Origin of the sequence: Frankia gtarii, from assembly GCF_025403375.1 — a bacterium.
Taxonomy (GTDB): domain Bacteria; phylum Actinomycetota; class Actinomycetes; order Frankiales; family Frankiaceae; genus Frankia; species Frankia gtarii.
The window spans coordinates 33,312-54,699 of the sequence record NZ_JAMPTM010000010.1; the positions used below are offsets into that span (position 1 = coordinate 33,312).

At 70.0% G+C, this 21,388-nt stretch carries 15 protein-coding genes and 1 pseudogene; 7 read left to right on the forward strand and 9 right to left on the reverse strand.

Annotated elements, in window-relative coordinates; genetic code table 11:
• Nucleotides 1-221 precede the first annotated feature (221 nt).
• The 4 genes and pseudogenes from brxD to NBZ83_RS33615 all read left to right on the forward strand — a co-directional run.
• A complete protein-coding gene (brxD, locus tag NBZ83_RS03405) occupies nucleotides 222-1,592 on the forward strand; it encodes a BREX system ATP-binding protein BrxD (protein WP_261574307.1) in 1,371 nt (456 codons plus the stop codon).
• A complete protein-coding gene (locus NBZ83_RS03410) occupies nucleotides 1,589-3,871 on the forward strand; it encodes a DEAD/DEAH box helicase (RefSeq protein WP_261574308.1) in 2,283 nt (760 codons plus the stop codon). The genes brxD and NBZ83_RS03410 overlap by 4 nt, the downstream gene beginning before the upstream one ends.
• A 677-nt stretch (nucleotides 3,872-4,548) precedes the next feature.
• The gene (fxsT, locus tag NBZ83_RS03415) at nucleotides 4,549-7,236 is read left to right on the forward strand and encodes an FxSxx-COOH system tetratricopeptide repeat protein (protein WP_261574322.1); all 2,688 of its coding nucleotides are present in this window, start codon (nucleotides 4,549-4,551) and stop codon (nucleotides 7,234-7,236) included.
• Between the two features lie 491 nt (nucleotides 7,237-7,727).
• A pseudogene (locus tag NBZ83_RS33615) lies at nucleotides 7,728-8,324 on the forward strand (aminotransferase class I/II-fold pyridoxal phosphate-dependent enzyme); the annotation flags it as partial.
• A gap of 64 nt (nucleotides 8,325-8,388) precedes the next feature.
• On the opposite strand, the gene NBZ83_RS03425 reads toward NBZ83_RS33615, so the two are convergent.
• From NBZ83_RS03425 to NBZ83_RS03455, 7 genes are read right to left on the reverse strand one after another with little or no spacing between them, the layout of a single operon-like run.
• Nucleotides 8,389-8,541, reverse strand: coding sequence for a hypothetical protein (locus tag NBZ83_RS03425; RefSeq protein WP_261574310.1), 153 nt, complete (start codon nucleotides 8,539-8,541; stop codon nucleotides 8,389-8,391).
• A 14-nt stretch (nucleotides 8,542-8,555) separates the two neighbouring features.
• Nucleotides 8,556-9,536 carry a hypothetical protein gene (locus NBZ83_RS03430; protein ID WP_261574311.1) on the reverse strand — a complete coding sequence of 327 codons (981 nt, stop codon included), beginning with the start codon at nucleotides 9,534-9,536 and terminating at the stop codon, nucleotides 8,556-8,558.
• Between the two features lie 45 nt (nucleotides 9,537-9,581).
• Nucleotides 9,582-10,883 (reverse strand): ABC transporter substrate-binding protein, encoded by a 1,302-nt coding sequence (locus NBZ83_RS03435; RefSeq protein ID WP_261574312.1) that lies wholly within the window; start codon nucleotides 10,881-10,883, stop codon nucleotides 9,582-9,584.
• Between the two features lie 51 nt (nucleotides 10,884-10,934).
• On the reverse strand, nucleotides 10,935-12,407 hold the full coding sequence (locus tag NBZ83_RS03440; RefSeq protein WP_261574313.1) for an aldehyde dehydrogenase family protein: 1,473 nt from the start codon (nucleotides 12,405-12,407) through the stop codon (nucleotides 10,935-10,937).
• A 3-nt stretch (nucleotides 12,408-12,410) separates the two neighbouring features.
• Complete coding sequence (locus NBZ83_RS03445; RefSeq protein ID WP_261568343.1) at nucleotides 12,411-13,619, reverse strand: cytochrome P450; 1,209 nt, start codon at nucleotides 13,617-13,619, stop codon at nucleotides 12,411-12,413.
• A 32-nt stretch (nucleotides 13,620-13,651) separates the two neighbouring features.
• Nucleotides 13,652-15,058 carry a phosphotransferase family protein gene (locus tag NBZ83_RS03450; protein ID WP_261574314.1) on the reverse strand — a complete coding sequence of 469 codons (1,407 nt, stop codon included), beginning with the start codon at nucleotides 15,056-15,058 and terminating at the stop codon, nucleotides 13,652-13,654.
• Nucleotides 15,055-16,041 carry a DUF7064 domain-containing protein gene (locus NBZ83_RS03455; protein ID WP_261568341.1) on the reverse strand — a complete coding sequence of 329 codons (987 nt, stop codon included), beginning with the start codon at nucleotides 16,039-16,041 and terminating at the stop codon, nucleotides 15,055-15,057. Before NBZ83_RS03455 ends, NBZ83_RS03450 begins: the two co-directional genes overlap by 4 nt.
• Before the next feature lie 105 nt (nucleotides 16,042-16,146).
• Between NBZ83_RS03455 and NBZ83_RS33240 the strand changes: the two genes are divergently transcribed.
• Nucleotides 16,147-17,031 (forward strand): LysR family transcriptional regulator, encoded by an 885-nt coding sequence (locus NBZ83_RS33240; protein WP_261568340.1) that lies wholly within the window; start codon nucleotides 16,147-16,149, stop codon nucleotides 17,029-17,031.
• A 32-nt stretch (nucleotides 17,032-17,063) separates the two neighbouring features.
• On the opposite strand, the gene NBZ83_RS03465 is transcribed toward NBZ83_RS33240, so the two are convergent.
• Entirely contained in the window at nucleotides 17,064-17,903 is an 840-nt protein-coding gene (locus NBZ83_RS03465; protein WP_261574315.1) for a mycofactocin-coupled SDR family oxidoreductase, read from the reverse strand.
• The gene (locus NBZ83_RS03470; RefSeq protein ID WP_261568338.1) at nucleotides 17,904-19,082 is read right to left on the reverse strand and encodes a CaiB/BaiF CoA transferase family protein; all 1,179 of its coding nucleotides are present in this window, start codon (nucleotides 19,080-19,082) and stop codon (nucleotides 17,904-17,906) included.
• 226 nt (nucleotides 19,083-19,308) lie between these two features.
• On the opposite strand from NBZ83_RS03470, the gene NBZ83_RS03475 reads away from it, so the two are divergent.
• Entirely contained in the window at nucleotides 19,309-20,763 is a 1,455-nt protein-coding gene (locus NBZ83_RS03475; protein ID WP_308203758.1) for an aldehyde dehydrogenase family protein, read from the forward strand.
• A complete protein-coding gene (locus tag NBZ83_RS03480; RefSeq protein ID WP_261574316.1) occupies nucleotides 20,764-21,387 on the forward strand; it encodes a TetR/AcrR family transcriptional regulator in 624 nt (207 codons plus the stop codon).
• Nucleotide 21,388: the final 1 nt, after the last annotated feature.

A 21,388-nucleotide genomic window follows, 5' to 3' on the forward strand; every position in this document is an offset into this window, starting at 1 on the left:
TGGTCGATCATCATTTGTGCAGGGCGCGATGGCGGTGGCCTCAACCGCCTCGGGACCGGCCTGGCTAGCACGCCGCAAGGCCGACGACCGCTCGTGGGATGCGAGCGGCTCCGGGGGCTGGGCAGGCGGACGGGTCCGAGAGGATAAACAGATCCGGGCAAACGGACGGATGTGGGGAGGCGGGTGTGAGGGGCGAGATAGGTGTGAGGGACGAGGCGGGAGTGAGAGGTGAGGCGGGGCAGGTCGGCGTCAGCGCGGCGCGGCGGCGGGACGTGCTCGACGCACTGCGGCGCGGCGCGGTGCCGGCCGCCGGGCTGGACCTGCTCGCGGTCGGGCTGGACCGGTTCGAGCGGGTCGCCGCCGAGGACCTGTCCACGGTCGCCACCGGCGGGTCGGTGTTCAAGGCGGTCCGCGGCGAGTACGGCTCCGGGAAGACGTTTTTCGCCCGCTGGCTCGCCGAACGGGCGAAGAAGGCCGGCCTCGCCACCGCCGAGGTGCAGATCTCGGAGAACGAGACGCCGCTGCACAAGCTGGAGACCGTCTATCGCCGGCTGACCGAGCGGCTGACCACCGCGACGTTCCCGCCAAGCGCGCTGCGCCACATCGTCGACGGCTGGTTCTACGCGCTGGAAGAGGACGTCCTCGCCGCCGGGGAGACGACAGGCGATGGGGCGACGGACGACGAGGTGGCGGGCGACGACGCCGCGGCGCTCGACCGGGCGGTCGGCGAGCTGGTCGACCGGCGGCTCGCCGACGTCGGCCGCACGGCGCCCGCGTTCGCGGCGGCGCTGCGCGGCTACCGGGCGGCGCTGGCCGCCGGCGACGAGGCGACGGCGGCGGCGGTGCTCGCCTGGCTCGGCGGGCAGCCGCACGTCGCCGCCAGCGCGCGCCGCGCCGCCGGGGTGCGCGGCGATCTGGACCACTTCGGGGCGCTCGGCTTCCTGCAGGGGCTGCTGGTGGTGCTGCGGGACAGCGGCTTTCGCGGCCTGCTCCTCGTCCTCGACGAAGTCGAGACCCTGCAGCGGGTCCGCTCCGACGCGCGGGACAAGGCGCTCAACGCGCTGCGCCAGCTCATCGACGAGGTCCACAGCGGCCGTTTCCCCGGCCTGTTCCTCGTCATCACCGGAACGCCGGCCTTCTACGACGGCCCGCAGGGGGTGGCGCGGCTCGCACCGCTCGCGCAGCGGCTGGCGACCGACTTCACCGCCAACCCGAAGTTCGACAACCCGAGGGCCGTGCAGCTGCGGCTGGCCGGGTTCACCGAGGCGTCGCTGGTCGAGCTCGGCGGGCGGGTCCGGGACCTGTACGCGGCCGGTTCGTCGGACGACGCGGCCGGTCGGATCGACAGGCTCGTCGACGACGCCTATCTCGAGGAGCTGGCCGGGGCGGTCGCCGGGCGGCTCGGTGGGAAGGTCGGCGTCGCGCCCCGGCTGTTCCTGAAGAAACTCGTCGCCGATGTGCTCGACCGGGTCGACCAGTTCGACGACTTCGCCCCCCGGCGCGACTATCCGCTGACCATCGGCGTGGCCGACATGACCGACCTGGAACGCAACGCCGCCCGCGCCGACGACATCGACCTGGACCTGGATTGACCGTCGACCCGGCGGCCGCCGAGGCCGACGCGGCGGATCTGCTGCATCCGGTGGTGGTGCACCACATCGTGAACACACTGCAGTGGCCGGGGCTGCGGCCGTTACAGGAGGAGGCGGTCGCGCCGCTGCTCGCCGGTTCGGACGCGCTGCTGCTCGCCCCGACCGCCGGTGGGAAGACCGAAGCGGCAGTGTTCCCGGTCCTGTCGCGGATGGCGGCCGAGAACTGGCAGGGGACGTCGGTGCTGTACCTGTGTCCGTTGAAGGCGCTGCTGAACAACCTGACGCCCCGGCTGGCGACCTACACCGGCTGGCTCGGACGCCAGGCCTCCGTCTGGCACGGCGACGTGACCGAAGGCCGGCGCAACCGGATCCGCCGCGAACGGCCCGATGTCCTGCTCACCACGCCCGAGTCGCTGGAAGCGATGCTCGTCAGCGTCCGTACCGACCATCGCGGCTTCTTCGCCGACGTCCGCACCGTGATCGTCGACGAGGTCCACGCGTTCGCCGGCGACGACCGCGGCTGGCACCTCCTCGCCGTCCTGGAACGGCTGCGTCGGCTCATCGCCCCCGGCAACGACCCGGCCCCCTCCACCCCGGCCGCCCCGGCTACCACGGCCGCTGCCGGGGAGCTGCAGGTCATCGGCCTGTCGGCGACGGTCGGGAACCCTGCCGAACTGCTGCGCTGGCTGCAGGGTTCGGGCGCGGGCCAGCGCCCGGCCCAGGTCATCGCACCAGACCTGCCGACCACGCCTCCCCGCCAGGCCAAGGTCGAGGCGGGCCCGGCCAACGGCGCGCCGCCGGCACCCGGGCCGTCAACACCGGCATCGGCATCGGCACCGACACCGATGCCGGGCGAGATCGAGCTGGACTACGTCGCCTCGGTGTCGAACGCGGCGAAGGTGCTGGCCACCCTGCACCGTGGCGAGAAGCGGCTCGTGTTCTGCGACTCGAAGAAGACCGTCGAGGAGCTCGGCCAGGCGCTGCGCGCCCTCGGGGTGGCGACGTTCCTCTCGCATGCGTCGCTGTCCGTCGAGGAGCGGCGCCGCTCCGAGGAGGCCTTCGCCCAGGCCCGGGACTGCGTGATCGTCGCCACCAGCACGCTGGAGCTGGGCATCGACGTCGGGGACCTCGACCGGGTCGTCCAGATCAACGCCCCGGCAACCGTGGCCTCGTTCCTGCAGCGGCTCGGTCGCACCGGCCGTCGGGCGGGCACGACCCGCAACTGCCTGTTCCTCGCCCTGACCGACAGTGCACTTCTGCAGGCCGCCGGGCTGCTGTTGCTGTGGGGCCGCGGCTGGGTCGAGCCGGTCGTCGCCCCACCGGAACCCCGGCACATCGTCGCCCAGCAGCTACTCGCGTACTGCCTGCAGGAAAAACGGATCGGCGACCGGACCTGGGTGGACGAGTGGAACGGCCTCGTGCCCTTCGACCGTTCGGCGGAGCCGATCGTGCGCCACCTCGTCCGCCTGGGCTACCTGGACTCCGACGGCGGGATGCTGTTCATCGGCCCCGAGGCGGAACGCCGCTTCGGCCACCGGCACTTCTCCGAGCTGACCGCGGTCTTCACCGCGGCACCCGAGTTCACCGTCCTGGCCGGCCGCGACGAGATAGGCCGCACGGACCCGGTCCTGCTCACCGACCCGGTCGAAGGCCCGCGGCTGCTACTGCTCGCCGGCCGCAGCTGGCGGGTCACCCACATCGACTGGAAACGCCGCCGCTGCTTCGTCGAACCCGCCGAGAGCGGCGGCCGGGCCCGCTGGCTGGGCCTCGCCGACGGCGCCATGTCCTTCGAGCTGGCCAGGGCGATGCGGGAGGTTCTGCTCGGTGCCGACCCGCCGGTTCCGCTTACCCGCCGGGCGACGGGGCGACTCGCGGTCGTCCGCGAGAACCATCTCGACGTCGTCCACCCGGGCGGCACGATGATCGTCCGAACGGATGACCTGACCGATGTTCGCTGGTGGACCTGGGCCGGCGAACGCGCCAACCGCACCCTCATCGCGAGCCTCGGCGACCTCGCCGACCCCCTCCAGGCCCCGACCGCCGCCTACCTGCGCCTGCGCACCGACCTGACCCCGCCCGGATGGAGGGCCGCCACCGCGGACCTGCCGTCCCGCCTCTGCCTCCCCCACGTCAGCGACGAGGCCCTGGCCGGCCTCAAGTTCAACACCGCGCTCCCCCCACGCCTGGCCGAGGCCACCCTCGCCACCCGCCTCGCAGACCTCCCCACCGCCGCCACCGTCCTGCGCGAGCCCGTCCGGTTCACCACTCTGGGAACCTGACGGCGCGGTCCTCGCACGGGTAACCGGGTTCAGGCACCCCACAGCGCGAGCCCGGGCTGGTCAGTCATCCCGAAGTCCACGGCGAAACGCGCTCCGTGTCTCCGCCCAGAAGCCCCGCCGGGGCTGCCTCAGAGCGGGCCGCTGACTCGGGGCTGGCCGAAACCTTGCGGATGACGGGTTGGATTGGCGATACGGGTGGTCGCCGTCGGGCAAGGAATCGTTCATTACGAGCCGCACGGCGGCCGTCCGAGCGCCGGTCGCCTCGGCGATGGTCTCGGCGAGGGCTGCAGGGCTGGGGATCCTCGGGAGCATCGGCGGACTGATCCAGATCTCCGGACCCTGCGCCTCCGCTGCGAGACCAAATAGGTTCACCTCGCTGAGCAGATGTGTGCATATTCTGGCGCAACCGCACGCAGTGTATCGAATGCGCTCTCGCCGGACTGCCCGATGCCGCACCCATGGCAGTCGGCCGGGGCCAAGTCCACACAGATACGCACGCCCGGCTCGGCTCCGGAATGAGTGCAGCACATGCCGCTGGTGTTGCCACAACCGTCTGGGCGCACACACCGACCGGACCCAACCGCCGATGAGCGGTCAGCTTCTGGCTCGGTGGGTGGTAGTGGCATCCTTGACGGGTGACCGACGGGGGCAGCGAGAGTACTGACTCGCACTTTTTCGTGTCGTACGCCCAAGAAGATCGAGTGTGGGCGGAGTGGATCGCCTGGACGCTGGAAGAGGCGCACTACCGAGTGCTGATCCAAGCGTGGGATTTCGCGCCGGGGTCGAACTGGGTGTCAGGGATGCAGGAAGGCGTGACCCGGGCCGCGCGGACGCTCGCAGTCCTCTCCGCGGACTATGCAAGATCGGTGTACGGGGCGGCGGAGTGGCAGGCCGCGTGGGCGGCCGACCCGGCCGGACAGGCTCGGAAACTGCTGACCGTACGAGTGACCGAGTGTGACCGGCCCGGACTGCTCGGCCAGATCGTCCCGGTCGACGTGTTCGGGGTCGACGAGACAGTGGCGCGGGCGGAGCTGCTGCGGGCGGCCCGGCTGGCGGTGTCCGGCAAGCGGGGCAAGCCGGCGTTGGCGCCACCCTTCCCGCCAGTTATGCAGACGATTCCGGCTCCGGCGCCTTTTCCGAACGCGTCACCGGCGGTGTGGTCGGTACCGTGGCCGCGCAATCCGCTGTTCACCGGCCGAGATGGCGAGTTGACCGCTATGGCGAGCCGGTTGTTGAGTGCGGAGGCGTCGGTGGTGGTCCTGCCGCAGACCTTGCACGGCCTGGGCGGGGTTGGGAAGACCCAGCTTGCGGTCGAGTACGCCTACCGACATGCCACCGACTACGACCTGGTGTGGTGGGTGCCGGGTGAGTCGACCGCCTTGGCGATGGGTGCGCTGGTCGACCTGGCCAGCCGAGTCGGGGTGCCAGCCACAGACAGCGCTCAGGAACGGATCACCGGGTTGGTAGAAGTGTTACGCCGCGGGGAGCCGTTCCGGCGGTGGCTGGTGGTGGTCGACAACGCGGAGGCGCCGTCGGGGCTATTCGGGGTACTGGCGGTGGCGGGCCGCAGCGGGCATGTGCTGGTGACCTCGCGGGATCCGGCGTGGGCAAGTTGGGCACAGCCGGTGGAGGTAGATGTGCTGCCCCGCGCGGACGCGATCCGCCTGCTCAGGCGCGGATGCGAACGGCTCACCGACGCCGAGGCAGGCCGGCTGGCAGCGGCGTTGGGGGACTTGCCACTGGCGTTGGAGCAGGCTGGTAGCTGGCTGGCCGTGACCGGGATGCCAGCCGGAACCTACGAGCGGCTACTCACCGACAAAACCGGGGAACTGCTGGCCCGGGGCCGGTCGGCCCACTACCCGCTGCCGGTTGCCGCCGCGTGGACCATTGCTGTGGATGGGTTGGATGATCCGGACGCGGTGGGTCTGCTGCGGCTACTGGCCCGATTTGGACCGGAACCAGTGCCGCTGGACCTGTTCTCCCCCGCGGCCGAAGGGCTTGCAGAGGTACCAGACGTGCTGGCTGACATGGTCCACGATCCGCTGGCGTTCTCGGATCGGGTAGCCACAGTGTGTCGGCTCGGGCTGGTCCGCGCGACCGCCGACGGGCTGGTCATGCACCGGCTCGTCCAAGCCGTCCTACGCGAGCACACCCCCGCCGAACACCGCGAGCAGCTCCGGACTGCGGCGCACGCCCTACTCACCGCCGCTGACCCCGCCGATCCGGCCGACCCGGCGTGTTGGCCCCGGTACACAGTGCTGTACCCGCACGTCCTGGCTGCCGGCATGCTCGACACCACCGATGATGCCGTCCGCCGCCTGGTTCTGCGCCTTGCCGAGGCGTTCCGATCCAGCGGTGACTATCGCACGGCTGCCAGCCTCAGCCGACAGGCGTACACACGGTGGACGGCACAGCTCGGCGAGGACCACCCGGACACGATCACCGCTGCGCACAACCTCGCACGTGTTGTGCGGGAACAGGGAGATTACGCGGCGGCACGGGCGCTATTCGACGACGTCCTCACCCGCCGGCGACGCACACTCGGCGAAGACCACCCCGACACCATCACCACCGCACATAATCTTGCCCGCGTGGTGGGAGATCAAGGTGACTACGCGGCCGCACGATCGATGCTCCATGACGTCCTCACCCGATCCCAGCGCGTCCTCGGCGAAGACCACCCGGACACGGATATCGCCGCGCACGAACTCGCGCGCGTGCTGGGAGAGCAAGGTGATCGCGCGGCGGCACGGGTGCTATTCGACGACGTCCTCACCCGCCGGCGACGCATACTCGGCGAAGACCACCCCGACACCATCACCACCGCACACGAACTCGCGCGCCTGGTGCGTGATCAGGGTGATTACGCGGCGGCACGGGTGCTATTCGACGACGTCCTCACCCGCCGGCGACGCATACTCGGCGAAGACCACCCCGACACGCTGATCGCCGCCGGCAGCCTTGCGGGCATGGCTCGGGATCAGGGTGACTATGCAGCGGCACGAGCGATGCTCGACGATGTCCTCACCCGATCCCGACGCGTCCTCGGCGAAGACCACCCCGACACCATCGGCGCCGCACACGAACTGGCGTTCGCTGTACGGGATCAGGGTGACTACACGGCAGCACGAGCGATGCTCGACGACGTCCTCACCCGATCCCAACGCGTCCTTGGCGACGACCACTCTTCCACGATCGCCGCAGCGCATGGGCTGGCGGGCATGGTGCGGGATCAGGGTGATCACGCCTCGGCGCGAGCGATGCTCGACGACGTCCTCACCCGATCCCAACGCGTTCTCGGCGAGGATCACCCGTTGACCATCTCGGTACGATGCACGCTCGCTGGCATTTCCGATGCCGAGTAGGCCTCCCCGTCCGAGGTCCGGCTATCCCAGCGGCGTGGGCAGCGTTCGCGGCAGGATTCTGCGACGGGTTGCGTTCGCTGTCAACAGATAGCCCGGTAGGGAAATTTTCGCAGGTGATGGCGCCGTTCATCCGGGGTGATGCGGTTGATGGGGGCGGGCAGGCGCGGCGCGCCAGATCGGCGGGGTCAAGGCCCCACAGCCGTGCGATGCGGTCATAGCTGGTGATGGCGAGAGTCTTGCCGTCTGGATCCCGGCTTCGCACATCAAAGGTCAGTAGGCTCGCCCAGTATGAGCGCCGATCCGGTTTCGGGGACCGCACAATGCGACGCGGAGTTGCTCGACTTCCCAGTCGTGACTCGAGCCACGACCGTCGCGGACCGCTCCCGGTGAGCGACCTCCTTCCGGTGCCCCCGCTCGATGTGCTGCGCCAGCGCCGCAGCGCCAAATGGCGTATGCACGCGTCGGATGTGCTGCCGCTGTCGATCGCGGAGATGGACTTTGCCGCGGCGGACCCCATCACGCAGGCGCTGCATGCAGCGGTCGATCGGAGCGACTTCGGTTACGCCGACGAATTCGCCGAGCTCGCGCACGCCTACGCGGACTTCGCCGCCGGGGAGTGGGGTTGGCGCCCGGAGCCCGACCATGTCGTGCCCGTGACCGACGTGGGCGTCGGCGCCGTCGAGGTGCTGCGCGCACTCGGAGTGCGCCGCGTCGTGATCAGCACCCCGGTCTACCCGCCGTTCCACCACTGGATCCCCGAGGCCGACGCCACGCTCGTCGACGTGCCGCTGCGACACGGCCGCCTCGACCTCGAACGCCTCGACGAGGCATTCCGGGGAGGAGGCGCGTATCTGCTGTGCAATCCGCAGAACCCGACGGGCACCGTGCACACCCGTGCGGAGCTGACGACGCTTGTGTCGGCGGCCGCGCGGCACGGTGTCGTCATCATCTCCGACGAGATCCACGCTCCGCTCACCCTGCCTGGTGCCACGACGACGCCGATCCTGTCCGTCGAGGGCGCGCAGGATCTCGCCATCGCGTTGGTCTCAGCGAGCAAGGCGTGGAATCTCGCGGGCCTCAAGTGCGCGCTCGTCATCGCGGGCAGCACCGAGATAAGCGCGGCGGGTCGGCCGCTGGCCTCGACCGGCGGGTTCAGGTCAGTAGGTAGACCAGGACGAAGAGGGCCGCCGTCAGTCCCAGGCACCAGGCGAACACCGCTACGGACTGCCTTATCAGCACGCCCCGGTCCGCCGGCGGCAGCATCTTCGCGTGAAACGGGTCGTCGTCGATCGGGTTCCTACCCATCTGTTCCTCCGGGGCTACGGGACGTAAACGCTGTCATGGCCCGTCAACGCGCGCATCGCGACCAGCGGAATGACCAGCATGACGAAGAAGGTCACCTGGAAGACCACGAACCAGGCTCCGAAGCGGGCGAGCTCGAACTTCCACCTCGGTATGGTGACCTCGTAGTCGAGCCGGTCGTCGTACTCCGCCCGCCGATCGGGCTGCTGCCGATCAGCACGCTGTCGGGGCGGCCTGACGATGACGGCGGTGCCGGTCGAGCCCCCCGGCACCGGCGATGTACCGGGTTCGGACCGTGGTGCGTCGGAGGCATCGGATGCGCCGGAGGCGCCGGGCCTGGGCACGGTGAAGCGTTCGAGTCCGAAGAATCGTTCGAAGTGGTTGAGCATGCGGACCGGTGGCTTGCCCGCCCAGTACGCGATCAGGTTCGGCCAGAACGACATCAGTCCGATCGTCCACAGCACAGTGAACTTTCCGCCGTTGCCGAATTCCACATGCGGGCCGAAACCCGGGTCGTAGACCCACCATCCCATCGCGGCGGCCAGGCTCTCGACGAGGAAGTCCCACGCGTAGTTCACCGGTATCGCGAGCACGGCAACGGCCCGGAGCAGACTCCAGTCGAAACGACGCACGAGGAACTGGCCGATCCTCAGCACGATGAAAGCATGCACCGCCCAGTAGCACGCGTAGGCGAAAGGCATGAACAGCGGATCGTTGGGAGTCTTGATCGGCAGCCAGTCGAGCAGATGGTGCTCGGTGAAGGCCGGGCTGTAGACCAGCTGCTGACCCCAGTCGCCGATGGTCTCCATCCAGTAGACGAGCATGCTGTTCACTATGAACAGAAGACCCCAGGTCAGTCGCCGCCGCCTGATGGTGTCGGCGATCGCCAGCACGATGACCAGACCGCCCAGCAAGGGGATGACCCAGTTGAAGAACCATACTCCGCTGGGGTCGACCAGGGCTGGCGGGACCGGCGGCTCGGCCGCAGGGATCGTCATCTCTTCTCCGTTGGAGAGGTTGTGGATCGAACTCTTCCGGACCGTCTACCGGGCGAAGAGCGGGCTCGCGTCGACGACGGTGAATGTGGTTCCCCGGGTTCCCGCGATCGGTGTGACGAGCGCGCTGGCACCGCACACCGCGGCCAGGATCGGGACGGCCTTTCCGTCGCAGGTGAAGTCGATGCCGTGGCCCGCCGGCAACGGCACGGCCTTCGCCGCCCGCAGCGCGGCGGACGTCGTCTCCGTGGTGACCGTTCCGTGGAGCCCCGAAAGCCCACGAACCAACCCGAGAACGTCCTGATAGCCGGTGACCGCGAAGCCGTCGACCGGGGTTTTCGGCGCGTAGGTCGCCATCACCGTCCGGTAAAGAACACTGTCGGGGTCGTCGGAGTACACGTCGGCGAAGGTGAACAACAGCGCGCCGTCGAGAGTTCCCGGCGCGGCGTCTTCGACGGTCTTACCGACACAGGCCTGGATGATCATGCGCGGCTGCTTCGCCGCGGCCGTCTGGAGCGCCTTGAGAACGGCGATGCAGTGGGTCTCGTCGCCGACGATCGCGAAGGCGCCGGGATGGCTCGCGACCGCGGCGGCGATCGGGGCCGAGGCGTCCGGGGTGCCCGGCGCGATCGCGGTGAGGCGGAGTTCGACGCCCGCCTTGTCGAACACCGGCTGGCCCAGGGCCTTGACCGTCCCGGTCACCGCTCCCGCGTCGATCACGGCCAGATCGACGCTGGCGATGTGGTGCTCGCTCGCGTATTTGGCCATCGCCCCCAGCGCCCCGGGGAAGCTGCCTGACCAGAGAAAGGACCGGTCGCTGGTGAACTCGGCCGCGCTCGCCCCGGACACCGAGACGTAGGGAATGCCCGCGCCCGTGATCACAGGCGCCATCGAGTCCCCGAGGGCGGTCGTGCTCATCACGACGGCCACGACCTTCGCCTCGATCATCTTGGTTGCGCAGGCGCGCGCCGAACCCGGATCCTCCTGCTCCTTGCAGACCACCAACTCGATGGGCCGGCCGGCGATGCCACCGAGGTGGTCGTTGGCGTACTTCGTGGCCGCTTCAGCCCCGAACCGAACGTCCACCTGGGACACCGCGCTGCCGCCCTCGTTGGAGACGAAGCCGATCCGCACCGGCTCTCCGGTGGCAGCGGTGCCCGCGGGTAACCTCGCCGTGCCACCACCGCGCGCAGGCGTGGTCGTGTCGGCGGAACCGCTTCCGCAGGCGGCCAGCGCGCTCAGCGCGATGCCCGCCGCGAGAAGGCCCGCGGTCAGCGTCCGGGCCGAGCCGGCCGGTCCGCCCATTCGGCGGCGCGTGTAGCCGTTGAAAGCCACGTTCTTCGACGTCACGAATTCCTCCGAGTGGTCACGGTTCCTCCTCGGTGCCGGTGGGCCGGCCGGTCAGCCGCGGGCCACACCCCAGACGACCGACTTGGTCTGGAGGAACTCGTCGAGTCCGTGCTCGCCCCATTCACGGCCCAGCCCGCTCTGTTTGTAGCCGCCGAACGCGGTGTGCGGACTGAGGCCGCCGCCACCCCCGTTGATCGTGACGAGTCCGGCGCGGAGCTGCTTCGCGAGGTCGTACGCGCGGACCGGATCGTTCGCCCACGCGGCCGCGGCCAGACCATAGGGACTGTCGTTGGCGATCCGCACGGCGTGGGCGTCGTCGTCAAACGGGATGATCACACCGACCGGGCCGAAGAACTCCGTGCGTGCGATGGTCATCGCGTTTCCGACCCCGGTGAACAGCGTCGGCTCGACGAAATACCCCTTGTCGAGCCCGGTGGGCCGCCCACCGCCGAAGACGATCCGGGCGCCCTCCTCCTCGCCGGTGCGGATGAGCTTCTCCACCTTGTCCCGCTGCGCCTCGCTGATGAGCGGGCCCATGACGGTGTCGGGTTCGGCGGGGTTGCCGACCTTGACCTGGGCCAGCGCCGCGGTGACCTTCTCGACGAGCTCGTCGTGGCGGGAGCGGTGCACGAGGGTGCGGGTCAGCAGGGCGCAGCCCTGCCCGGCGTGGACGGTGATGCCGGCCAGGACGTCGCCCACGGCGAGGTCGAGGTCGGCGTCGTCGCAGAGGATGGTGGCCGACTTGCCGCCGAGCTCCAGCACGACCTTCTTCAGCGTGGGTGCGGCCTGGCCGTAGACCATCCGGCCCACGCTGTCCGAGCCGGTGAAGCTGACGAGGTCGACCATCGGGTGGCTGGTCAGTTCCCGCCCCGCCTCGAGGTCACCGGTGACGACGTTGAGAACGCCGGGGGGAAGTCCGGCCTCGTCGGCGATCTCGGCGATCAGGAAGGATTCGAGTGGTGTCGTGGGGGCGGGTTTCAGCACGGCGGTGCAGCCGGCGGCCAGGGCCGGCGCGAGCTTCATCATGCTGAGGAAGAAGGGGAAGTTGTAGGCCGAGATGAGCCCGACGACGCCGAACGGCTCGCGGCGCAGGACACCCTGGCCGATGCCGGCGCCGACGAACGGCATGAGCGGCTTCTCCCAGGCGAAGGAGGGCATCACCCGCTCGGCCATGTCGCGCAGGTGCGCGATCGGGATGCCGACCTGGATGGATTCGGCCAGCCAGCGGACCGACCCCGCCTCGACGATGTTCAGCTCGACGATCTCGGCCGTCCGCCGTTCCAGGATGGACGCCATGCGCAGCATGATCTCGGCGCGTTCCCGAGGCGCCATCCGCGGCCAGGGTCCGTCGTCGAACGCCCGCCGGGCGGCCTCGATCGCGCGGACCACGTCGGCGCGGGTCGCCTGCGGCACCCGGCCGATGATCTCCTCGGTCGCCGGGTTCCGAACCTCGATCTGCTGCGTGCCCGCACCGTCGGTCCAGGTCCCGTCGATGTAGAGCCGGTAGGAGAAGTTCTCGGTCATGCGTCAGCTCTCCCACCGCAGGGGTAAGGACTCCAGGCCCCACACCCCGCCGCCGTGTTCGAGCGGAACCTGCACGAGCTCGTAGTCGGGAATGAGGCGGTGCCACTCCTGGAGCAGCACGACCAGCTCCTGGCGGGCCAGGTGGGAACCGAGACAACGATGCGGGCCGCCGCCGAAGGAAAGGTGACGGACCATCTCGCGATCGAAATCGACCCGCTTGGCCTCGGGATAGGCTTCGTCGTCCCGGCCGGCCGCGGAGAGCGGGAAGGTCGCCATGTCGCCCTTCTTGATCGGACAGCCGTGGAACTGCGCGTCCCGGGTGGCCTTACGGGCGGTCTGCACGATCGGATAGGCCCGCAGGAGCTCCTCCACGGCGTGCGGGACCAGTTCGGGTTCGGCCACGATCCGGGCCCGGTCCGCCGGGTTCGTGGCCAGGTGCAGAAGGGCATAGGACGACTGGCCGGCGACGGTGTCGAGGCCGGCCATGAACAGCAGCAGAAGGCAGTTCAGCACGTCCGCGTCGGTCACCGGCTCCCCGTCGATCTCCCAGGAGATCGCGGCGCTGACGACGTCCTGAGCCCGCGGGTCGGGGTTCGCCCGGCGCTCGGCGACGAGCCCGGCGAAATAGGTCTGGACGGCCTGCATACCGCCGAGGCGCACCGAGCCGTCCGGGTCGCTGTCGTTGTTCTCATGCAGGATCATGTGTTCCCACTGCATGAACTCGTCGAGCTTCTCCCGCGGCATCCCCATGATCTCCAGGAAGATGATGCTGGGGAACACCTGCGCGAAGTCGCGCACGAAGTCGCACTCGCCTCGGCCGCGCAGGCCCTCGATGAGTTCGGCCGCGAGTCGGTGCTGGTCGGCTTTCATGGCCTTCGTCCGGCCGGGCGAGAAATATGATCCGAGCAGATGCCGCCATTTCGTGTGCTCCGGCGGGTCAAGCATGATCGGGATCCACCGGTAGGGCGGATCGGACTCGGTGGGGACGATCACCGAATTCGACCAGAGGTCCGGGCGCTGGAGGCCGTCGAGGATCACCGACTGATCCGTGAAGATCCAGTAGCCGCCGGCCTCGTCCGTGCGCACGGCGGGACGGCCGATCGCCTGATGACCGTCCATGCGTTGGAACAGGGATAAGGCCGGTGTGGGTGGCGGTGCTAAGACATAGTCGACGACTGGGCAGGCGCGGGCGCCGGCTGCTGTCTCGGTCATCATGAATCCCCTATCGTCACATGGTGACCCGCTCAGGACGGGTCGGTGAGCGGCGGCCAGGTTCGGGAATGCAGTGCGCCGGATGCGTGGCGCATCAGGTGGTCGTCCCGCATCACCCGGTTCCACAGGTAGCGCGTGAAATCATCGTCGCCGACCCGGCCGGCGGCGTTCGCCCGCGCGAGAGCGTCGCGCCCGGCCGGCAGGGACACCGGAACGGACCCGAGAAGCGAAGCGATGTCCGACCGTTCGAGCTCGTTGCCCGCCCGGCCGCAGGCGTCCAGTTCCCGCAGGTACCGGACCAGCCGGGCCACTCCCTTGGACCACTGGGCGGCCAGCGGGTCGCCTATCCGGGGCGTGATCGTGCGCAACATGGCCAGCACGTCCCCGTACAGAGGCTGCCAGTCGGGTGGATCGACCGGCTCGGGCATGGCCGGTTTCCTCAGTCCGAGACCCATCACGGCGTTCAGCGCCTCCAGCCACAGCCGGCGATGCAACTGGGCGTACAGCATGTGGTTGCCGACGTCCTTGTCCACTCCTGGCGATCCGTCTTCCGCCGCCGGGGCCTGGGTCTGGGCGCCCTCGTTCGGGGTGAGGGTCGCCATCGTCGTCTCCGCGAAGACCCGGTAGTAGCGGACCCGGTCCACATCGATCGCGTGGCCGGAGAGCTTCTCGTACTCCGCCAGGCGGTCGGGCAGGTGCGTGAAGGTGTCCTGCACCGTCCGCAGGGACAGCCACGCGATGTCGTCCATGGGGTCGCCGAAATGGCAGAGTTCCCAGTCCAGCACGGCGGTGACCCGACCATCCTGGTACAGGAAGTTCCCGGGCCCGGTATCGCCCTGGACCAGGACCACGGGGCCGTCATAGTCAGGCACATGGGATTCCAGCCAGTCGGCCGAGAGGCGGACCAGGGGATCGATCGATCCGTCCGGGGCCGTGCCGCGCCGGCGGATCTCGGCGATGCGTTCCAGGGCGTGTTCCCGCGCCGATCGGACGGGCCCGAGAGCGGGCACGTTCAGGTCGGCCGGGTCGAGGCGGTGGACCTTGGCCAGGCTCCGGATGAAATCCTGTGCCACCCGCACCTGCTCGGCGGGGTCACGGATGCGGTAGAACCACGTCTCGCCCGGGACCCGCTCGAGCAGGACCGCCTCCTCGACGGGATGGACCGCGCACACCGCCGGGACGGCGATTCCCGCGCCGCGCAGGGCCCGCATCACCTCGGCCTCGGTGGCCAGGCGATGGAAGGCGCCGCGGTCGGGCAGTCGCTCGGGGCTGTACCGCAGGAACAGCTTCCCGGCGCCGTCGCAGGTGTCAGCGCCGACGTCGACGAACCAGCCCTGGCGGGTACCGCCGCCCGGTATCCGTTCGGCTTTCAGAACGGGAAATCCAGCTGCTTTCTCGATCCACTCCAGGATCGCGACAGGAAGTTCGAGAGCGCTCATCCCGCCCTCCCGGCCAGGCTCCGCGTCGCGTTTCGGAGACGCTGCCACTCGTGGATCGGATAGACGTCCTGGTCCTCGCCGTAGACGGTACGGTCATCAAGATTCCAGACCAGCGAGGTGTTGACACACACCGTGGTCCCACCAGGAAGGATCATTCGGCTGGCGGGCTCGGCCCGGCCCGCCAGGGCCCGGCCGTCGTCATCGACGACCTCCAGATCGATTCCGGTTATCCAGCCATGTTTCGGATCACGGTGTACAGTGCGACGGCCACTGACGATCCGGGCCACCTTGCCGTCACGGCGAAGATAGCCGGAATGCACGTTCTCCGGGATCAGGCCGCCCTGCTGGGCTTCCGGCGACGTGTACGTGAGCAGGCTCAGGTCGGGCGACGCGGCCCAGGTGTAGCCGACGCGCCGGTAACCACGCTCCGTCCGGCGCCCCCAGGACCGGTCCCGCATGGCGTAGCAGTCGACGTCGATGCGTTCACCGTCGAGCAGAACATGGCCGGTCACATGCCCGGTCTGGTCGTAATGCGCGGCCTTCGGATACGGCGGGGCGCCACGGCGCAGCGGTACCGGCGATTCGAGGGCGTCGAAGCGCAGCTCGATGCGGCACCGGTTCCGGTCGTCATAGCCGAGTCGATAGGACAGGGCGGGCTCGCGAACCTCGACCGTCAACCCGGTCGGAAACTCCAGCCGGGCCGGTGAGGTCTGTCTCGGGGCCTTCAGATGCTGGAACTGCTCGTAGAAGGGCAGGTCCCACGGGGCGCTGCCGGCGGCGTCCCAGATCCAGCAGCCGCCGCCCGTACCACCGGCGTTGTGCCTGACCGACGCGTAGAGCCAGGCTCCGATCGCCCGGTCCGGAACGAAGAACGAGAACCAGAAGGTCTCGGTCTCGTAATAGTCCACCGAGGAAGTATGCAGGCCGTCGTCGGCGGGCATGAAGCGATCCTGGTCGTCGTCTATTTCCACTCCCCTCGTCACCCGCTTCCTTCCTCGCGGGACCACGAGAGCTTCCACCCCGTCCGGGCCACGGATCAAGAGCCTTTCCGTTGACGCACCGTTTCCCGGTCGTGGACGATCCTCCGGGTGGGAATCGATCAGCTCGAGATGCTCGTCGCTCTCGCCGATGAGCTGCACTTCGGGCGAGCCGCCGCCCGGCTGGGCATGAGCACCTCCAGCGTCAGCAAGCGCCTGCAGGACTTCGAGGCCAGCATCGGCCTGCGGCTGTTCGACCGAACCAGCCGCCGCGTGACCCTCACCCCGCAGGCCCGGCCGCTGCTCGACCAGGCCCGGCTCGTGCTCGCCAGCATCGAGACCTTTCGCGCCGTCGTCGCCGACACGAAGAACGGCGCCACCGGAACCGTCGGACTGCTCCACGCCAGCAACCACTTCGACGTCGTCTCGTTGCTCATACGGTCGTTGCAGTCCCGGCATCCGCAGCTGCGGCTCAACTACCGGGAGAGGCCGAACCGCGAGATCGCGGCGTCGGTTCTGGCTGGGAGGACATCCCTCGGCATGTGCTGGGGAGACGTGCCCGCGGGGCTCGAGCACCACCGCTTCGACGTCCTCATGCTGGACACGATCTTCGTCCCCGCGTCGCACCCGCTCGCCGGCCGAGCCGAGATCGACCTCCCGGACCTGGACGGCGAGACCTTCATTCTGACCGGACCCGATCCCAGCACCGTCTGGCGGACCGCGGGAATCGACATCACCGTTCGCCGCCTGCCGATCTGGGGGCGCGACGAACTCGCCACCCGCGTCGAGGCCGGCGAGGGGATCGTGCTCACCGCCTCACGGGCGGTGCCGAGATACCGGCACCGGACCGTCGTGGCGGTCCCGCTCGCGGACCCCGCCTCGTGGTGTCAGCTGGATCAGCTTCTGGTCTGGCGAACCGACGAGGTCAGTCCCGCCGTCCGCAACGTCGTCGCGACCACGAAAGCCCTCGGTCTGCTGACCACCAGCACGTTCTGACCGGGCCGCCGCTCATGCTGACCGGGCCACCGCTACGGCCGGTTGCGGGTGCCCTGATCGATCGGCAGCGTGATGCCGGTGACGTAGCGTCCCTCGTCGCTGACCAGCCAGAGAAGTGCGTTGGTCACGTCGATCGGCTCGATCCAGGGCCGGCCCAGCGGGGAGACCTTCTTCAGCGCCACCTTGGTGTCCTCCAGGTTCGGGGCCTCGAGGTCGGGTCGGAAGACGCCGTACTGGGCGCGGTTCTGGGTGACCATCGGGGTGCCGACGGTCCCGGGGCACAGGGCGTTGACCCGGATGTCATGGCGGGCCAGCTCGTTGGCCAGCGTCAGCGCTAGGCCGACGACGCCGTGCTTGCTCGCGGTGTAGGCACCGAGATGCGGAATCCCGCCGAGGGCGGCCCCCGAGGCGGTGAGCACGATCGCTCCCCCGCGCCCACCGGCGATCATCGGGGGCACGACGGCGCGGATCGTGTTGAACACGCCGGTCAGGTTGACGGAGATCTGCTCGTCCCACTCCGCCGGGGTGATCTCCCAGAGTTTCGCGAGCCGGGGTGAGATGCCGGCGTTGGCGGCGACGATGTCCAACCGCCCGAGTTCGCCGACCCCGCGGTCCACGAGCTCCTGGAGCGCGTCGGCGTCGCGGACGTCGGCCTGGCCCCACACGACGCGGCGGTCCAGGGCCTCGACGGCCGCCACCGTCTCGGCGAGGTCGTCGGCGGTCCCGAGCCCGTAGTCGAGCGTCGGCAGGTCCTTGAGCACGTCCACGAGGATCAGGTCCGCGCCCTCCTGCGCCAGCCGCACCGCATGTGACCTGCCCTGCCCGCGGGCCGCACCCGTGACCAGCGCGACCTTGCCCCCAAGACGACTCATTCAGAGCACCTTCTCCCGACGCAACGTGGCGATCTCGGACTGGGTGAACCCCGCCCGGGTGAGGACGGCTTCGGTGTCCGCGCCGAAGCCGGGCGCGACGGCGGAGGCGGCGGCGGAGCTGGCGGAGGTGTCGCCGTCCGCCCCGGTCAGCCGCACCGGGCCGCGGAGCACCGTGTTCCCGTCGTCGAGTTTGAGGAGGTTGCCGCGGGCCAGGACATGCGGATCGTGCAGCAGATCGGGCACGGTGCTGACCGGCCCGACCGCGGCCTGCGCGAGGAGGGTGACCCACTCGTCCATCGGCCGGGACGCGAACAGCGCCGCCAGCCGTTCGGTCATCGCCTCCTGCTCGGCGGCCGGGGCGTACAGCCGGTCCACCAGGTCGGGCAGGTCGAGTGCGGCGCACAGCGCCCGCCACGGCCGCGGTTCGGCGGCGGCCAGCGTCAGCAACCGGCCGTCCGCGCAACGGTAGGCCCGCCGGCCGGCGCTCGGACCCCAGCCCGCGGGTTCGCCCGCGTGCACCCGGGCGACGTGTTCGGAGAGCAGCCAGCTCGCCGCGTCGAGGATGCTGGTGTCGACCAGCCGGCCGTGACCGGTGCGGTCCCGCTCGCGCAGCGCCGCCAGAATGCCGATCACGGCGACCATGGCGCCGAGCGGGACGGCGAGCACCAGGTCCGGCGTCGCCGGCACGCCATCCCCGGCGAGCAGGCTCAGCACCCCGGAGTACCCGAGGAAACTCAGATCGTGGGCGGGCCGGTCGGCGTACGGGCTGTCCTGGCCGAAGCCGGTCAGCGAGCACCAGACCAGGCCCGGGTACTCGGCCGCGAGCTGCGCGTAGCCGATGCCCGCCCGGTCCATCGTGCCCGGCCGCGCGGACTCGACGAGCACGTCGGCCTCGGCGGCGAGGCGGCGCAGGACCCCCGGCGCCGCGGCGTGGCGCAGATCGAGGGTGATGGAACGCTTCCCGTGGTTGTACGCCGCGTGCGCGCCCGGGATGGTTCGCAGCAGGTCGCCCGAGCCGGGCTGTTCGACGCGCAGCACCTCGGCCCCGAGATCGGCCAGCAGCCGGGTGCAGAAGGCGCCCGGCTGCAGCCGGCTGAGGTCGAGCACGCGGATGCCGGCCAACGGCCCGCCGACCTCCCCGACCTCCCCGGACGCCCCCGTGGGGTTCTGCGCGTTCATGAACGGCCTCCTCGGCGGTGCCCGGCCTCGCGGTCAGTTCGGGACGCTACCCATCCGTGCCAGTCGGGTCAACAGACGACAAGATCTGTTGATTGCAGTCCACAGTTGACCTTTGGCCACAGCGGTCTACTCTTGCTCTCGTCTCGTCGAGACAACAAACTTTAAGATCTGTCGTGTGTAGGTTCCGGGCGGACTGGTGCCGCCCAGACGGAAGCAGGTGATCGGCGTGAGCGACTCGGCGCACCGGATGCTCATCGACGGCCAGCTCGTCGCGGCGCGGGACAACCGCGAGTTCCCTAACATCAACCCGGCCACCGAGGAGGTCATCGGCACCGCGCCGCAGGCGTCGGCGAGCGACGTCGAGCGGGCGATCGCGGCCGCCCGCCGCGCATTCGACACCACCGGCTGGTCCACCGACGTCGACCAGCGCATCGCCTGCATCGGTCAGTTACAGGCCGCCCTGCGCAAGCAGGTCGACACGCTGCGCCCGACGCTGACCGCGGAGTCCGGCATGCCGCTGGCGATGGCGTTCATGATGGGCGTCGACCCGGCGATCGAGGCGATGTCCTACTACCCGGACCAGCTGCCCTTCCTGGAGCTCACCGAGGAGCTCCCCCCCAAGGAGATCTTCGGGACGCCGGTGCGCCGGGTCGTGCGCCGGGAGGCCGCCGGGGTGGTCGCCGCGATCACCCCGTGGAACGTCCCATTCGAGCTCAACCTGCGCAAGTCCATCGCGGCGCTGGCCGCCGGGTGCACGGTGGTGCTCAAGCCGGCCCCGGAGACCCCGTGGTCGGCGACCCTGATCGCGGCCGCCGCCGCGGAGACGGACCTGCCCCCGGGCGTGCTGAACATCGTCACGACCTCCGACAACAGCGTCGCCGAGATCCTGACCCGCCACCCCGACGTCGACCAGGTCGCCTTCACCGGCTCGACGGCCACCGGCCGGCTGATCATGGCGAACGGCGCGCCGACCGTGAAGCGGGTGTCGCTGGAACTCGGCGGGAAGTCCGCCCTGATCGTGCTCGACGAGGAGTCCCTGCAGGCCGGGGTCCTCACCGCGGCGGGCACCATCTGCGTGCACAGCGGCCAGGGGTGCACGCACTACACCCGGCTGCTCGTCCCCGCCCACCTGGCCGCCGCGGCGACCGAACTGGCCAAGGGCGCGATGGAGGCGACGCCCTATGGGGATCCCCTGGACCCCAACCACATGATGGGCCCGCTGATCAGCCAGCGTCAGCTCGACCGGGTGCTGGGCTACATCGACCTCGGCCGCGCGGAGGCGCGCCTGGTCACCGGCGGCGGTCGCGCCACCCAGTTCGACCGCGGCTACTTCGTGCAGCCGACGGTCTTCACCGACGTCCCGAACTCCGCGCGGATCGCCCGCGAGGAGATCTTCGGCCCGGTGCTGTCGATCATCGCCTTCGACGGCGACGACGACGCCGTGGCAATCGCGAACGACTCGCCCTTCGGGTTGAGCGGGGCGGTCTTCAGCGCCGACACCGCCCGCGCCACCGGCGTGGCGCAACGCCTGCGCACCGGCACCGTGTCGGTCAACGGAGCCCCGTGGTTCGATGTCGACTCGCCGTTCGGCGGCTACAAGCAGAGCGGACTGGGCCGGGAGTTCGGCCGCGAGGGCCTGGAGGACTTCATGGAGATCAAGACAGTGAGCTTCCCCGCCTAAATGGCCCGAACCCAGCCGGCCCGGTGGGGCACCCACGCCCCGACCACCGAGGACGAGGCCCGCGAACGCATCCTGCTCGCGGCGATGCGCTGCTACCTGCGCCACGGCGTTCCCCGCACGACCGTCGAGGACATCGCCCGCGAGGCGATGATCCACCGGACCACCGTCTACACCTACTTCAAGACCCGCGACGACGTCCTCGCCGGCGTGGTGCTCATCGAGGCCCGCAGCCTCATGGCCGCCTCCGACCGGATCATGGGCGGCGCCGGCCGGTTCGAGGACAGGCTGGTCGACGCGTTCCTCGCCGCCCGCCGCGCGGTCGCGCAGTCGCCGTTCCTGTCCCTGCTGTTCGACCGGGACAACGCCGCCCAGACGGTCGGCGCCGCCTACGCCTCGAACCTGATCCAGCAGCGGACCCTGCCCACGCTCACCGGCTACATCGCCACCGCCCAGGAGAACGGCGAGCTACGCGGCGATGTCGGCGCCCCCGCGATGGCCCGCTGGCTGCTGCGCGTCCAGAACATGCTCATGACCGACCCGCCCGACGACAACGACGCCATCGAGGCGACCCTGCGGGTCTTCGTCGTCGCCTCCATCGCGCCCCGGCCGGGCGCCGCGCAGTAAG

Excerpts from the sequence above, each read along its gene's own strand:
- NBZ83_RS03470 (WP_261568338.1), bottom strand. The coding sequence starts at position 19,082 with ATGAACGCGCAGAACCCCACGGGGGCGTCCGGGGAGGTCGGGGAGGTC.
- NBZ83_RS03445 (WP_261568343.1), bottom strand. The coding sequence starts at position 13,619 with ATGACCGAGACAGCAGCCGGCGCCCGCGCCTGCCCAGTCGTCGACTAT.
- NBZ83_RS03425 (WP_261574310.1), bottom strand. The coding sequence starts at position 8,541 with ATGGGTAGGAACCCGATCGACGACGACCCGTTTCACGCGAAGATGCTG.
- NBZ83_RS03480 (WP_261574316.1), top strand. The coding sequence starts at position 20,764 with ATGGCCCGAACCCAGCCGGCCCGGTGGGGCACCCACGCCCCGACCACC.
- NBZ83_RS03440 (WP_261574313.1), bottom strand. The coding sequence starts at position 12,407 with ATGACCGAGAACTTCTCCTACCGGCTCTACATCGACGGGACCTGGACC.
- NBZ83_RS03430 (WP_261574311.1), bottom strand. The coding sequence starts at position 9,536 with ATGACGATCCCTGCGGCCGAGCCGCCGGTCCCGCCAGCCCTGGTCGAC.
- NBZ83_RS03450 (WP_261574314.1), bottom strand. The coding sequence starts at position 15,058 with ATGAGCGCTCTCGAACTTCCTGTCGCGATCCTGGAGTGGATCGAGAAA.
- NBZ83_RS03465 (WP_261574315.1), bottom strand. The coding sequence starts at position 17,903 with ATGAGTCGTCTTGGGGGCAAGGTCGCGCTGGTCACGGGTGCGGCCCGC.